We start from the raw sequence: 15,138 nt of genomic DNA, 5'->3' as shown, positions 1-15,138 counted from the left end.
AGAAGAGTTACGGCGGTCATAGCGTGGGGGAAACGCCCGGTCCCATACCGAACCCGGAAGCTAAGACCCACAGCGCCGATGGTACTGCACTCGGGAGGGTGTGGGAGAGTAGGACGCCGCCGGACCATCATTGGGCCCAGGGCCCTGGACAACAGTCCAGGGCCTTGAGTCATTTAACGGGAGTTCTGCCTCGTGAGCGTGCCGGTGCGGTCCTGCACGGCGGGGGTAGGGTGGAAATATGGATGGCATCTTTTCCCACGCTGAGCCCGTACCCGGCGCCGGCCCGGCCAATGAATCGGCCGGGGGAGCGGAGCCCGTCGTCGCCGCCGTGACGGTGCGCATGGAGTGCGACCAGGCCTATGAGGGGTTCATGGACTATCTGCACCTCTGGTGGCCTCTGGGCACCCTGTCCGGCATCGGCCCCGGCTCGCACCTGGGCTTCGAAGGCCGCGATCTGGTGGAGGAGTCAGGCTCCGGAGAGCGCTTGCGGTGGGCCACCCTTCGCCGCACCGAGGCGCCCGTTCCCGTCGACCCGCAGGCGCTCGCGCAGGGGTTGCTGGAACTCGACTTCACCCTGGGACACGAGCACGAGGCCCCCACCCGTGTGATCGTTGTGTTCCGGGAAACAGGTACCGGCGCCACCGAGGTGACGGTCACGCATGACCGATGGTCCGGCGGCGAAGCGGGCCAGGAGCAACGGAGGATGGCCGAGGCCTGGCCGGAGATCCTGGGCTACTACCAGCGCTTCATGGGCGGTGCGGCCTAGGTCCGCGACTGCGTCCACGGTGCTCCCTCGGCTCGGCTTGGTAGCCCGTCGGCCGGCTCTCGGAGTCGGAACCGCCGATTAGTGAATTCGGCGTCGACCCGGTAAACTTCTTGAGGTTGATAACCCCACGGGGTGTGGCGCAGCTTGGTAGCGCGCGTCGTTCGGGACGACGAGGTCGCAGGTTCAAATCCTGTCACCCCGACCAGTTGCCGGAGCAGCGGATCACGGTCCGCGGTCCGGAACATGTTATCCACCGCGAGTGGGGCCGAGGAATCGGCCCCATTTTTGCGTCTGCTCCCTTGTAGCCGCGGGCCGTTGGCTCTAGCGCGCCGGGGCCGCGGTGGAGGACCGGGCAACGAACTCCGTCGGGTAGAAGCCCTGCGTCGGGTCCCGTTCCAGATCGCCTTCGCCCAAGAGCGAGAGCAGCTTGTCCACGGCATCCGCCCCCTGGCCCCCGGGATCCTGGGCAATCGTCGTCAATCCGAAGAGTTCCCCGAGCTCGTGCCCGTCGATGCCGACCACCGATACGTCACCGGGCACCTGCAGCCCCAGGTCGCGTGCGGCCAGGATGGCACCAAATGCCATCTCGTCCGAGGCGCAGACGAAGGCAGTGGGGCGACCACGGGGGTTGGACAGGACGTTCCGCACTTTCTGGTAGGCCCCGGACGTGGTGAAATCGGCCGTGAGCAGCCATTCGGGCCGAACCGGGAGATCCGCCTGGTCCATGGCGAATTCGAACCCGTCCTCGCGGGCGGAGCCCAGCTTGAAGTCCACCTCGAACTCCTCGGTTGCGCCCAAGAAGGACACGTCGCGGTGTCCCAGGCTGACCACGTGTTCCGTGGCCAGCGCGGAGATGTTGAAATCGTCGACGCGGATCGTGTCGATTTGGGGGATGAGCCCGCCTATGGCGACGACGGGCTTGCGCACCGAGGCGAGCTGGCCGATTTCCGCCGGTTCCAACTTCAGGGTGACCGTGATGACCCCGTCCAGCCGTTTGCGCAGCAGCAGCTCGGAAAAGACCGAATCCCGGTAGCGTTGTTCGCCTCCCGTGTTGTAGAGGGTGAGGTCGTATCCGGCGTCGATGAGCGCACTCGTGGCGCCTTGGAGCACCGTCGAGTAGAACCACCGCCCCACGGTGGGGACCACCAGCCCGATGTTCCGACTCCGCCCGGAGGCCAGCGACGAGGCGTTGAAGGACACGACGTAGCCGAGGGCCTCGGCGGCTTCGCGCACGCGTTCGCGGCTGGCAGCGGAGACCTTGCCGTTCCCGCTCAGGGCACGCGAGACGGTCGCGACGGACACTCCGGCCCGTTCGGCGACGTCCTTGATGCTGGCCATCCGTTTTCCTTCCGCTGCGGCCAGGGGGCCGTCCTGGTGCTTGTCTGCCGGGTCCTGCGACTACCGCGGTGCCGGCCGGAGCCATACCGCGGCATCCGGCGCCAGCCTGGGGACCCCGCCGTCGTGCTGGATGGCCTCGGCACCACTGGTGGCCAGCACGTCCCCGGACGGCAGGGCCGCCGGGTCCTTCGACATGTTGAGCACGACGACGATGCCGGAATTCTCGAAGGCGATCACCCCGGGGTCGTGGTCGCTGGCCAGCCAGCGCAGGCCGCCGGAACCGAGCTTTAGCCTACGCCGCGCCTCCAGGGCCCGGCGGTACAGCGACAGGGTCGACGCCGGGTCGGCCAGCTGCACGGACCGAGCGAGGTCCTCCCAGCCGTCGGGTTGCGGCAGCCAGGTGGACTCCGACGGGCTGAAACCCAGTGTCGGGCCCTCCGGTGTCCAGGGCAGCGGGACGCGGCAGCCGTCGCGCCCGACCCGCTCCCCACCGGTGCGGAAGAAGTTCGGATCCTGGCGGAAACGGTCCTCGAGCATGGTGTGGTCCGGCAGGCCCAGTTCCTCGCCCTGGTAGAGGTAGGCACCGCCGGGCAGGGCCAGCATGAACAGGCTTGCGGCCCGGGCCCTGGCGCGTCCGAGCTCGTGGTCCGGTTGCGGGTCGCGCGGGCCGAGCCCATCGCCGAAGCGCACCGCGGTGGAGGAGCCGAAACGTGTCACATGGCGCGAGACGTCGTGGTTGGAGAGCACCCAGGTGCTCGGGGCGCCGACCGCGTCGAAGGCGGCCAGCGAGCGGTCCACCACGGCGCGCAGGGCGCTGGCATCCCATCCGGTGTTCAGATAGGGGAAGTTGAAGGCCTGGTGCATCTCATCGGGGCGGACCCAATCAGCGACGGCGTCGACGGGATGGGCATTGGCCTCGGCACAGAGGATGCGTTCTCCGTCGTACTCGGAGAGGATGCCCCTCCAGCGCCGGTAGACCTCGTGCACGCCGGGGCGGCCGAACATGGGGGCGGCGGAAAACGGGAAGCCGGGGGTGGGGGAGCCGTCGGCCGTCCCTCCCCAGTCGGGCAGGCCCGGTTCCTTGACCAGCGCGTGGGCGACGTCGACCCGGAACCCGGCGACGCCGCGGTCCAGCCAGAAGCGCAGGACGCGGTCGAACTCCGCGTGAACTGCCGGGCTGTCCCAGTTGAAGTCCGGTTGCGAGGAATCGAAGAGGTGCAGGTACCACTGGCCCGGCTCGCCGCCGGGGCCGGCGACGCGGGTCCACGCCGGGCCGCCGAAATGGGACTGCCAGTTGTTCGGTGGCTCGTCCCCGCCGGGGCCGCGCCCGTCACGGAAGACGAACAGGTCGCGCTCCGTGGATCCCGGGCCCGCGGCCAGGGCCGCCCGGAAGGCCGGATGCTGGTCCGAGCAGTGGTTGGGGACCAGATCGACGATGACCCGCAGGCCCACCGCGCCCGCCCGGGCGATGAGCGCGTCGAAATCGTCGAGATCGCCGTAGAGCGGGTCGACGTCCGTGTAATCGGCGACATCGTATCCGGCGTCGCGTTGCGGGGAGGGGTAGAAGGGGGAGAGCCAGATGGCATCCACGCCGAGCTCGGCGATCTGGTGCAGCTCGGCGGTGACCCCGGCCAGGTTGCCGGTGCCCGTGCCCCGCACGTCACGGAACGAGCGCGGGTAGACCTGGTAGATCACCGCGCTGCGCCACCACGAACCGTCGGCGGAGGGCGCGTGGGCCAGGGGCCCGGGGGCAAAAGACGACCGGGGCGGCGCGGCCTGCACGGTGGCGGGGGAACCGGCGGCTGGCAGGACGGTGCCCGGGGACGGGGCAGGGGGTGGGAACATGCGCTCCAGCCTAGCGTCGGATCCCACCTTTTGGAAACGCTTGCATTGGTCAACCCGGGTCATAGCGTCGGTGTGGACGTCATTGATGAAAGCGCTTACAGTTATGCCATACATCACAATGTTCCCCGCTGGTGGGGCCGGTGAGGCGGCGACGCGGACCGGTCCGGGGGCCAGGGGGCACCGTACTGAGCTTCGGAGAGGCACACATGAAGAACACCACCGACGGCCGGGCACTGGTTTCCCGACGTTCTTTCGCCCTGGGCGCCTTCGGCACCTCGGCGGCCCTGATGCTCGCCGCGTGCGGCGGCGGCACCAGCACCACCGCACCGTCGTCAAACCCCGCGTCCACCGGGGCCGCGAAGTCCACGTCGGCGACCCTGACGCTGTGGGTCGACGCCGAACGCTCCCCGGCGCTGAAGCAGATCGCTGCGAAGTTCAAGGACGAAAAGGGCATCGCGGTCAAGCTGGTCGTCAAGGACTTCGCCGCAGTGCGCGACGACTTCATCACCCAGGCCCCGACCGGCAAGGGCCCCGACGTCCTCGTGGGCCCCCACGACTGGCTGGGCAAGCTCGTGCAGAACGGTGTCGTCGCCCCGCTGCAGCTTGGTGACAAGGCCTCACAGTTCGCCGAATCCTCCATCCAGGCCATGACGTACGAGGGCCAGGTTTACGGGCTGCCGTACTCCATCGAAAACGTGGCACTGGTGCGCAACACCTCCCTGTCGGCCGAGCCGCTGAAGACCTTCGACGAGGTCGTGGCCGCCGGACGGAAGGCCGTTTCCGGGGGCAAGGCCAAGTATCCGTTCCTCGTCGGGCTGGACCCGAAGCAGGCCGACCCGTACCACACCTACCCGCTACAGACCTCCTTCGGGGCTCCGGTGTTCGCACAGATGTCCGACGGTTCCTATGACGGCACGAAGGTCATCATGGACAACGCGGGGGGCATCAAGTTCGCCGAGTTCCTGGCCAAGAACGGCGACAAGGGGACCAAGGTCTTCAACTCGAACATCACCGGGGACATCGCGAAGGAGAAGTTCCTGGCCGGACAGTCCGCCTACTTCCTCACGGGGCCGTGGAACATCCCGGACATCCAGAAGAAGGGCATCAAGTTCGTCGTGGATCCGCTGCCCACCGCGGGCGACCAGCCGGCCCAGCCGTTCATCGGTGTCAACGGGTTCTTCATCTCCTCCAAGAGCAAGAACACGCTGGCGGCCACCGAATTCGTCGTGAACTACCTCAGCCAGGAAACGGCCCAGGACGCCCTGTTCAAGACCGGCGGCCGGCCTCCGGCCCTGACATCCTCCTTCGAGAAGGCCTCCTCCGATCCGGTGGTGAAGGCCTTCGGCGAAATCGGCGCCAACGGCGTCCCCATGCCCGCGGTGCCCGCCATGGACGCCGTCTGGGCCGACTGGGGCGGCACCGAACTTGACCTCATCAAGGGCAAGGAAGCCAACCCGGGCGCCGCCTGGAAGAAGATGGTCGCCACGATCAACAAGAAGATCTAGCCGGCCCACCCGCTGCCCGGGCGCAGCACCGGTGCACGGGGCCGCCACCACGGCGCGCCCCGTGCACAGCACTTCACACCGCACCCCAGCTCGAGTCCGCCCCGCGGCCGCGCACAACGAAGGTACAGACTCTGATGGCAGGCACCACGCTCACCACCTCCAGCACATCCCGGGCCACCCCCGGACCCGGCAAGCCGCCGACACCGCGGCGGCCGAAGCGCACCCCGGACTCCTTGATGGGCACGGTGGCGAAGATCGTGCTCCTGGGTTTCGTCGACGCGATCGCCGTGTTCGTGATGTTCCAGCTGGTGGCCAGCGCCGAATGGCTCATCCTGGCGATCTGCGTCGTCGTCACCGCAGTCGTCAACTGGATCTACCTGCGCAGCGACGGGCTGCCGGCCAAGTACCTGGCCCCGGGCGTGTTCTTCCTGCTGCTCTTCCAGGTCTTCGTGATGGTCTTCTCGACCTACATCGCGTTCACCAACTACGGCGACGGGCACAACTCGTCCAAGGCCGATGCCATCGAGTCCATCCAGCTCTCCGCGCAGGAACGCGTCCCCGATTCCCCGCAGTATGCCGCGTCCGTGCTGGAGAAGGGCGGTGACCTGTACCTGCTGGTCACCGCGCCCGACGGAGCCGTGAAGCTCGGCGGAAACGACCAGCCGCTGCAGGACGCCACCGCCTCGACCACCGGGCCCACCGGCGCGGCCGCCGGCGTGGAGGGCTACACCACCCTGGACTTCGCCACCCTGCTCCAACGCCAGCAGCAGATCGCGGAGCTGAAGGTGCCCATCAGCGACGATGCCGAGGACGGCTCGCTGCGCACCGCCGACGGCTCGACCGCCTACGTCTACAAGCCCAAGCTCTCCTATGATGCCGCGGCGGACACGTTCACCGACACCACCACCGGCACCGTCTACCGCGACTCGGGCGAGGGGACTTTCGCGGCGGCGGACGGCACCGAGTTGGCCACCGGGTGGAAGATCAACGTCGGGCTCGACAACTTCACCCGGGCCTTCACCGACCCGAACCTGCAGGGCCCGCTGCTGCAGGTCGTGCTGTGGACCTTCGCATTCGCACTGCTCTCGGTCGCCAGCACCTTCGCCCTGGGCCTGTTCCTGGCCATCGTTTTCAACCGGGCTGACCTGCGGGGCAAGAAGATCTACCGGGTGCTGATGATCCTGCCCTACGCCTTCCCCGCATTCCTCTCCGGCCTGGTCTGGTCCGGGCTGCTCAACCCGGAATTCGGTTTCATCAACAACGCCCTGCTCGGCGGCGCCCAGATCCCCTGGCTGACCGACCCCGTGCTGGCGAAGGTCTCGGTGCTGGTGGTGAACCTGTGGCTGGGCTACCCCTACATGTTCCTGGTCTGCACCGGGGCCCTGCAGTCCCTGCCCGAGGACGTCGAGGAGGCCGCGCGCATGGACGGCGCCGGCGCCTGGCGGATCTTCCGGGCCATCAAGCTGCCCCTGCTGCTGGTGTCCCTGGCCCCGCTGCTCATCTCGAGCTTCGCGTTCAACTTCAACAACTTCAACGTCATCTACATGCTCACCGGCGGCGGGCCGCGCTTCGACGGCACCACGTTCGACATCGGGGGCACCGACATCCTGATCACGATGGTCTACAAGATCGCCTTCGGGGCCGGCACCGGGCGCGACTACGGGCTTGCCAGCGCCCTGGCCATCATCATCTTCATCATCGTCGCCGTCGTCTCCGCGATCAGCTTCCGGCAGACCAAGTCCCTCGAGGAGATCAACCGATGAGCACCTCCACCATGACGGCACCGGCATCCGGCGCCGGACACGACGCCGGCACCCCGGTTCCGCTCCAGCGTCGCCGGTCCTTCGGACGCTGGTTCGCGGACAAGGGCTGGCGGCACATCGTGGCCATCCTGGCCACCGTCTTCTCCGTCTTCCCCCTGCTCTATGTCCTCTCCGCGGCCCTGAACCCCGACGGCACGATGGCCGGGGCCTCCACCTTGTTCACCCACTTCGGCTGGGGAAACTTCGAGGCCCTGTTCGCCAACCAGGAACGGCCCTTCGGCCGCTGGTTCGCCAACACCCTGCTCATCGGACTGGTCACCAGCGCGCTGACCGTGTTCCTGGGGGCGATGGCAGCCTATGCGTTCTCCCGCATGCGCTTCGCCGGGCGCCGTGTCGGGCTGCTGACCCTGTTGCTGCTGCAGATGTTCCCCCAGCTGCTGACCGTCGTGGCGATCTTCCTGCTGCTGAACTTCCTCGGCGACATCATCCCGGCCATCGGCCTGGGCAGCTCGCTGGGCCTGATCATGGTCTACCTCGGCGGGGCACTCGGGGTGAACACGTACCTGATGTACGGGTTCTTCAACACCGTGCCTCTGTCCCTGGACGAGGCCGCCCGCATCGATGGTGCCTCCCACGTCCAGGTGTTCTTCAAGATCATCCTGCCCCTGGTCACCCCGATCCTCGCCGTCGTCGGGCTGCTGGCCTTCATTGCGATCTCCAGCGAATTCGTCATCGCCTCGGTGGTGCTCACCGACCCCGAGTCGCAGACACTCGCCGTCGGGTTGTACTCCTACGTCGCCCAGCAGCGCTCCGAGAACTGGGGCGTCTTCGCGGCCGGCGCCGTGCTGGCGGCCATCCCCGTGATGGCCCTGTTCCTGTTCCTGCAGCGCTACATCACCACCGGGCTGACCGCCGGCGGGGTGAAGGGCTGATCGCCGCTGCCGGCGGCCGCGGGGGCCCGGCGATGAGAGACTGTCCAGCAGGAGGACACCCATGATTTTAACGCCGCACCACGACGGCTCCGCCCTGCACGTCGACCGCCAGGACCCCGCCCTGGGCGAGACCGTCGCCGTCCGGCTCCGCGTCCCCGCCGGCCAGCCCACCCCCGGCGGGGTGTGGCTGCGCAGCATCCGCGACGCCGAACCCCACTACGACGCCGCCACCCGGCTGGGCGAGGGCGACGGCTGGGTGTGGTGGCAGGCCCGGCTGCTCGTCGTCAACCCGGTCCAGAAGTACCGCTGGCTGCTGCGCACCGGCGGCACACCCGGCAACCTCTGGGTCAACGCCCGGGGGACCGGCGCCCTGGACGTGCCCGACGTGCAGGACTTCAGGATCTGCGCCGGCCCCGCGGCGCCGGCATGGATCCACCGGTCGGTGATGTACCAGGTCTTTCCCGACCGCTTCGCCCGATCCGCGGCCGCCGCCGGGAGGACGCTGCCGGACTGGGCCGTGGCCGCCGAGTGGGACACCAGCGCCGTCATCGGCCGTGGCCCGGACACCCCGTACCAGTACTTCGGCGGCGACATCGAGGGCATCCGCGAACATCTGGACCATCTCGAGTCGATCGGCGCCACGGTGCTCTACCTGACACCGATGTTCCCCGCCCGGTCCAACCACCGCTATGACGCGGCAGCCTTCACCGGGATCGACCCGCTGCTCGGCGGCGACGAGGCCCTCATCCGGCTCGTCGAGGCCGCGCACGCACGGGGCCTGCGTGTGGTCGGCGACCTGACGACCAACCACTCCGGCGACGCCCACGAATGGTTCCGCGCCGCCTACCGCCACCCCGCCGCTCCCGAATCGGACTTCTACTACTTCAGCGCGGACAACACCGCGTACCTCGCCTGGCTCGGCGTCGAATCGCTGCCGAAGTTCAACTGGCGTTCGGAGGGACTCCGCGAGCGCTTCATCCTCGCCGACGACTCGATGGCCGCCCGCTGGCTGCAACCGCCCTTCAACCTGGACGGGTGGCGGATCGACGTGGGCAACATGACCGGCCGCGCCGGTGGCGACGACTTCAACCACGAGATCGCCGCCCTCATCCGCGACAGGATCCAGACGATCAACCCCGAGGCCCTGCTCGTGGCCGAATCCACCTCCGACGCGGCCCCCGATTTCCAGGGCGACACCTGGCACGGGGCAATGACGTACACGAACTTCACCCGGCCGCTCTGGCAATGGCTGGCCCGCCCGCACACCATGGGCGACGGCGATGCCCCCGGGGGGCACCTCGCCGGTGCCGAACCCGGCGTGACCCGCGACGGATCCGGCAACATCACCGGCCAGGCCTGGCCCGACTACTTCGGGCTGCCGCAGCGCGGGCCCGAGAGGATCGACGCCGGGGACTTCCTGGCCACCCATCTGGACTTCGCGGCCGCCTTCCCCTGGCGGGTGCGGTTGGCGAACCTGAACGCCATCGACACCCATGACACCGCCCGGGCCGCCAGCGCCATCCTTCCCGGGGCCCAGCCGCTCGCCGCCGCCCTGCAGTTCACCCTGCCGGGGGTGCCGATGGTGTTCATGGGCGATGAATTCGGCTTCGAGGGATTCAACGGGGAGAACTCCCGCACGCCCATGCCCTGGAACGCCCCGGAGCGCATCCCCGCGGACCTGCGCGGGCTCTACGCCGGGCTGTCCGCATTGCGCAGAGACCATCCGGCGCTGACCGCCGGCGGTCTGCGCTGGCTCCACGCCGCGGGCGGGACGCTGGCCTTCATCCGCGAGACAGCCGAGGCATCGGTGCTGGTGGTCCTGTTCCGCGATGCGGCCACCGGTGTGGACCTGGGCGATCTGGCCCCCGGGCTGGCTCCCGGTTTCGCCCCGCGTCGGCTCTGGGGGCACGGCACCGCCAGCGCCGTGCGCGGGGCCGGCACCGGCGTCGTGGTCTCCGGGCAGGCCCTGTCCGCGGCGGCGTTCGCGCTGCCCGGGACCATCGTGCCGTCGGCTGCCGCGCCGGGTGTTCAGCCATCGGAACGCCCATGAGCCGGGTGCCGGATCCGGTGGCTGCGGTCCTGCTGGCCGCCGGCCAGGGCACGCGGCTGGGGCGTGGCCCGAAGGCGCTGCTGCGCCGTGCAGACGGGACCACGCTGGTGGAGCATCTCTCCGGAGTCCTGCACGAGGGCGGCTGCGGCCCGGTGGTCGTCGTCCTCGGTGCCGGGGCGGCCACGGCCGCGATGCTGCCGGGGCTGGCGCGGCACCTGGTGGCGGAGAATGCCGACTGGGTGCAGGGGATGGGCAGTTCCCTGCGCGCCGGCCTCGCCGCGCTGCCCGCCGGGCACGGCGCGCTGGTTGCCCTCGTCGACCAGCCGGGGGTCGATGCGGCCATGGTTCGCCGGCTGCTCGCGGCACACCGGCCCGGGCGCATCACCGCTGCCGGATTCCGCGAGCCCCAGGCTCCGGGGGGAGTCCCGGCCGCGGGCTCCGGGTTGCGACGTGGCCATCCGGTGGTGTTCGGCCCCGGCGACCTGCCCGCGGTGCGGGCCGCCGCCCATGGCGAGATGGGGGCGCGGGACTACCTGGCGGCCGACCCGGGGCGCATCGATCTGGTGGACTGCTCCGATCTCTCCGATGGCGGCGACGTGGATGCGGTGGCGGACCTGTACCGGCTGGGCTGATCGAAGCCCCTGGCGGACCGCGGGGCCGCACTGCGCGGCCTCATGCGACTGGCCGGCAGGCGGTAGCGGGACCGGGCGCAGCACCCCTGCGAGCTCATTTTGGAAAAACTCTTCCACAATCGCGTCCGGCTGTGTAAGCTGCGTCACAGGAGCCATCCTCTGTTCGCATGGATAACCTGATGTGGCTCTCCCGACCTCGTCGGCCTCAACCATGCCCACAACGATGCTGCGACGCATCGCGACGGCATCGTTGTGCATAGGCCAGAGGAGGGTTTTCAATGACCGGATCCATGCATCCAACCGCCACGGACGCGGCCACCACGGCCGTGACCGTCAATGGCAGCGAGATGTCCGTTGCGGAGGTTGCCCCGCACACGACCACGTTGCAGTGGCTCCGTGGCAGCGGCATCACCGGGCCCAAGGAGGGCTGTGCCGAAGGGGAGTGCGGCGCCTGTGCCGTGATGGTCGCCCGCCCCGACGGCGACGGCGGAACCCGCTGGACCTCGATCAATTCGTGCCTGGTGCCCGCCGCGGCTCTCGCGGGCCAGGAGATCTACACGGCCGAGGGGCTGGCCTCCTCCGAGGCGTTGCATCCCGTCCAGCGGGAGATGGCGATGCGGGGCGGCTCCCAATGCGGATTCTGCACCCCGGGTTTCGTCTGCTCGATGGCCGCCGAATACTACCGGAAGGACCGATCGGGGTGCGCCTGTGGCGAGGCAGGGTGCGGCACTGCCCCCACCACCTCGGACATCGTCTCCGCGGCACGCATCGTGCCGTCCGGGAACGAACTGCCGTGGTCCCTGGCCGTCGACGACGATGCCCGGCCTCTCGCCCCCGGGCTGCCCCCGCGCACCGCCGTGGATCCGCCGGCCCGGACCGAACCGGCGACACGGTATGGATCGGCCCCCGGACACGAACCGGAGACCGGACCCAATGGATTCGACCTCCACGCCCTCTCGGGAAACCTGTGCCGCTGCACCGGATACCGGCCCATCCGGGACGCTGCCTTTGCACTGGGGGACGTCGACCCCCGGGACCCCCTCGCCCAACGCCGTGACCGGCCCGCACCGGCCAGCCGTCCGCTGCGCCTCGGAAGCCCGGGCAGCGCCTTCGTCCGACCGGCGGATCTCGGCGAGGCCCTCGGCCTGCTGGCCGAGACACCGGATGCCGTGCTGCTGGCCGGATCGACGGACTGGGGCGTGGAACTGACGATCAAGCACCGCCGCGCACCCCTGACCATCGCGATCGACCAGCTGGACGAACTGCGCCGGTTCAACGTGTCCGACGACCACGTGGAGATCGGCGCGGGACTCACCATCACCGAGGTCGAACGCCACCTCGACGGTTCGGTGCCCCTGCTCGCCGAGCTCGTCCCGCTCTTCGCCTCCCAGCTGATCCGCAACGCGGCCACGATCGGCGGGAACCTCGGCACCGGCTCGCCCATCGGGGACACGGCCCCCGCGCTGCTGGCCCTGGACGCCGGGCTGGTCCTCGCCTCCAGCCGGGGTGAACGCACGATCGCGTTGGCCGACTACTTCACCGGCTACCGCAAGAGCGTGCGGACGGCCGACGAGATCATCAAGTCCGTGGTCATCCCGACGCCGGTCCTGCCGCTGGCGCGGTTCTACAAGGTCGCCAAACGCAAGTTCGACGACATCTCCTCGGTGGCCGTGGCCATCGCCGCCCGCCTCACCGACGGGGAGGTCGCCGAGATCCGGGTCGGCGTGGGAGGTGCCGCCGCCACGACCATCCGCGCCCGCGAAACCGAGGCCTTCCTCCGGGGCAAACCCTGGACGGCCGAGACGTTCGAGGCCGCCGCGGAGATCATGCGGGTCGAGGGGACCCCCATGTCGGACCACAGGGCCAGCGCCCGGTACCGCAGCGCCACCCTGGCCCAATCCATCCGCCGCTTCCACGAGGAGGTCGCATCATGAACCCCTTTTCCTCCCGGCCCCTCGCCGAGATCCCCGATGGCAGTGTTGCCGGCGTCGTCATTCCCCATGACGCAGCCTGGGACCACGTGACCGGCAAGGCCCTCTACACCGACGACCTGTCCCACCGCTTCGCCCACGTCCTGCATGCGTGGCCGGTGCAGGTCTTCGTCGCCCACGCCCGCATCGATTCCCTCGACGCCGCCGCGGCCCGGACCATGCCCGGGGTCGCCGGGGTGCTCACCGCGGCGGACGTCCCGGGCATCAACGACTACGGCGAGCTCGGTGACGAGCCCCTCTTCCCCAACGAGGTGCAATTCCATGGGCAGGCGGTGGCCTGGGTACTCGCAGATACCCTCGAGCAGGCACGGCTGGCCAGCGAGGCCATCGAGGTTTCCTACACGGAGCTGCCATCCATCATCACCACCCAGGAGGCCATCGCCGCGGGGCAGTTCCAGGGGCCACGGGCCACCCTGCAGCGCGGCGACGCCGACGCGGCACTCGCCACGGCCCCGCACCGCCTCAGCGGGGGGATCGACATCCAGGGCCAGGAGCACTTCTACCTCGAGACCCAGGCATCCTTCGCCACCGTGGACGAAAGCGGCCAGGTCTTCATCCAGTCCTCGACCCAGGCGCCGAGCCACACCCAGGAGGTAGCGGCCCAGGTGCTGGGCATCCCGTCGAACCAGGTCACCGTGCAGTGCCTGCGCATGGGAGGTGGTTTTGGGGGGAAGGAGACGAATGCGAATCCGTATGCCGCCGTCGCCGCACTCGGGGCGGTGCTCACCGGCCGGCCGGTGAACGTCCGCCTGAACCGCACCCAGGACCTGACCATGACCGGAAAACGCGGCGGTTTCCACGCCACCTGGGAGGCCGGGCTGGACGACGAGGGGCACATCGTGGCCTACAAGGCCGTGGTGACGGCCGATGGCGGCTTCAGCGTCGACCTGTCGCCCGCCGTGGTCAGCCGGGCGCTGTGCCACGTGGACAACGCCTACTATCTTCCCAACGTCCACGTGCTCGGCCGGATCGCCCGCACGAACAAGACCTCGCACACCGCGTTCCGCGGCTTCGGCGCCCCCTCCGGGATGATCATCACCGAGGACCTGCTGGGGCAGGCTGCCACGAAGCTGGGAATCGGCGAGGAGGAGATCCGCCGGCGGAACTTCTATGCCCCCGGCCAGACGACCCCCTACGGGCAGGTGGTCAGCCAGGCCGGACGCATGAACGACATGTGGGACAAGCTGAAGGACACCAGCGACTACGATTCCCGTCTCCTCGAAGTCGCCGCGTACAACGAGGCGCACCGGCATTCCAAGCGGGGGCTGGCCATCACACCGGTGAAGTTCGGCGTCTCGTTCAACAAGCCGGTCCTGAACCAAGCCGGCGCGCTCGTGCTCATCTACCGGGACGGTTCGGTGCTCATCAACCACGGCGGCACGGAGATGGGCCAGGGGCTGCACATGAAGATGATGCAGGTCGCCGCCACCGCGCTCGGGCTGCCGCTGCGCCGCATCCGCCTGGCCCCGACCCGCACCGACAAGGTGCCCAACACCTCGGCCACCTCCGCCTCGACCGGCACCGACCTCAACGGCGGCGCGGTCAAGAACGCCTGCGAGATCATCCTCGACCGGCTGGCACCGGTGGCCGCCGGCCTGCTCGGCGTCAACTCCCACGACGTGCGCATCACCGGGGACGTCGTCGGCGCCCTGGGCACCGAGAAGACCGTCGGCTGGGGCGAGCTCGTCGAGACGGCCTACCTCCAGCGGGTGTCCCTGTCGGCGACCGGCTACTACCGCACCGAGGGGATCCACTTCGACCCCGCCACCTACCAGGGCAACGCGTTCAAGTACTACTCCCGCGGGGTCGCGGTCGCCGAGGTGGAGGTCGACGGATTCACCGGCGCGTACACCACCCGCCGGGTGGACCTGCTGCACGACGTCGGCAGTTCGCTCTCGCCACTGATCGACCTCGGCCAGATCGAGGGGGCGTTCGTCCAGGGAGCCGGCTGGCTCACCCAGGAGGACCTGCGCTGGGACACCACCGAGGGGCCGCAGCGCGGGAAGCTGCTGACCCAGGCGGCGAGCACCTACAAGCTGCCCTCGTTCTCGGAGCTGCCGCAGGTGTTCAACGTGGACCTGTATGTGCACCCCACCGACGACGGCAGCATCTACGGCTCGAAGGCCGTGGGCGAACCCCCGCTCATGCTCTCGATCGCCGTGCGGGAGGCGCTGCGGGCCGCCGCCGCGGCCTTCGGCGAACCGGGCCAGCAGGTGGAACTGCCGTCCCCGGCCACCGCCGAGGCCGTGTACTGGGCGCTCGACCAGGTGCGCCGACCGGCCGACACCGCGGCCGTCGCGGCCGACTGACCGGGAC

General features: G+C 69.5%; 10 protein-coding genes, 1 tRNA gene and 1 rRNA gene. 10 read left to right on the top strand and 2 right to left on the bottom strand.

Annotated elements, in window-relative coordinates:
- The first annotated feature begins 8 nt into the window (after nucleotides 1–8).
- The 3 genes from rrf to AB8M85_RS09435 all read left to right on the top strand — a co-directional run bounded on the left by rrf (nucleotide 9) and on the right by AB8M85_RS09435 (nucleotide 971).
- Nucleotides 9–125: ribosomal RNA gene (gene rrf / locus AB8M85_RS09445) — 5S ribosomal RNA — on the top strand.
- A 113-nt stretch (nucleotides 126–238) separates the two neighbouring features.
- On the top strand, nucleotides 239–766 hold the full coding sequence (locus tag AB8M85_RS09440) for a hypothetical protein (RefSeq protein ID WP_372698521.1): 528 nt from the start codon (nucleotides 239–241) through the stop codon (nucleotides 764–766).
- Between the two features lie 128 nt (nucleotides 767–894).
- Nucleotides 895–971, top strand: a tRNA-Pro gene (locus AB8M85_RS09435).
- Between the two features lie 116 nt (nucleotides 972–1,087).
- Here the strand turns inward: AB8M85_RS09435 and AB8M85_RS09430 are convergent.
- Both AB8M85_RS09430 and AB8M85_RS09425 read right to left on the bottom strand, forming a co-directional pair.
- Nucleotides 1,088–2,104: a LacI family DNA-binding transcriptional regulator gene (locus tag AB8M85_RS09430; RefSeq protein WP_372698520.1), complete on the bottom strand. Its 1,017-nt coding sequence runs from the start codon at nucleotides 2,102–2,104 to the stop codon at nucleotides 1,088–1,090.
- Between the two features lie 60 nt (nucleotides 2,105–2,164).
- Entirely contained in the window at nucleotides 2,165–3,949 is a 1,785-nt protein-coding gene (locus AB8M85_RS09425) for a glycoside hydrolase family 13 protein (protein WP_372698519.1), read from the bottom strand.
- 206 nt (nucleotides 3,950–4,155) lie between these two features.
- Between AB8M85_RS09425 and AB8M85_RS09420 the strand changes: the two genes are divergently transcribed.
- From AB8M85_RS09420 to xdhB, 7 genes are all read left to right on the top strand, one after another.
- Nucleotides 4,156–5,454, top strand: coding sequence for an extracellular solute-binding protein (locus AB8M85_RS09420; protein ID WP_372698518.1), 1,299 nt, complete (start codon nucleotides 4,156–4,158; stop codon nucleotides 5,452–5,454).
- A gap of 134 nt (nucleotides 5,455–5,588) precedes the next feature.
- Nucleotides 5,589–7,217, top strand: a complete 1,629-nt coding sequence (locus tag AB8M85_RS09415; protein ID WP_372698517.1) for an ABC transporter permease subunit — start codon at nucleotides 5,589–5,591, stop codon at nucleotides 7,215–7,217.
- Nucleotides 7,214–8,149, top strand: coding sequence for a sugar ABC transporter permease (locus AB8M85_RS09410; protein ID WP_372698516.1), 936 nt, complete (start codon nucleotides 7,214–7,216; stop codon nucleotides 8,147–8,149). Before AB8M85_RS09415 ends, AB8M85_RS09410 begins: the two co-directional genes overlap by 4 nt.
- Before the next feature lie 61 nt (nucleotides 8,150–8,210).
- Nucleotides 8,211–10,199 carry an alpha-amylase family glycosyl hydrolase gene (locus AB8M85_RS09405; RefSeq protein WP_372698515.1) on the top strand — a complete coding sequence of 663 codons (1,989 nt, stop codon included), beginning with the start codon at nucleotides 8,211–8,213 and terminating at the stop codon, nucleotides 10,197–10,199.
- Nucleotides 10,196–10,831: an NTP transferase domain-containing protein gene (locus AB8M85_RS09400; protein ID WP_372698514.1), complete on the top strand. Its 636-nt coding sequence runs from the start codon at nucleotides 10,196–10,198 to the stop codon at nucleotides 10,829–10,831. The genes AB8M85_RS09405 and AB8M85_RS09400 overlap by 4 nt, the downstream gene beginning before the upstream one ends.
- A 278-nt stretch (nucleotides 10,832–11,109) precedes the next feature.
- On the top strand, nucleotides 11,110–12,765 hold the full coding sequence (locus tag AB8M85_RS09395) for a xanthine dehydrogenase small subunit (protein WP_372698513.1): 1,656 nt from the start codon (nucleotides 11,110–11,112) through the stop codon (nucleotides 12,763–12,765).
- Nucleotides 12,762–15,131: a xanthine dehydrogenase molybdopterin binding subunit gene (gene xdhB, locus AB8M85_RS09390; RefSeq protein ID WP_372698512.1), complete on the top strand. Its 2,370-nt coding sequence runs from the start codon at nucleotides 12,762–12,764 to the stop codon at nucleotides 15,129–15,131. Before AB8M85_RS09395 ends, xdhB begins: the two co-directional genes overlap by 4 nt.
- The last annotated feature ends 7 nt before the right edge of the window (nucleotides 15,132–15,138 follow it).

Source organism: Arthrobacter sp. JSM 101049, from assembly GCF_041679245.1.
Lineage (GTDB): Bacteria > Actinomycetota > Actinomycetes > Actinomycetales > Micrococcaceae > Arthrobacter_H.
This window is presented reverse-complemented; position numbering and strand designations above follow the sequence as displayed.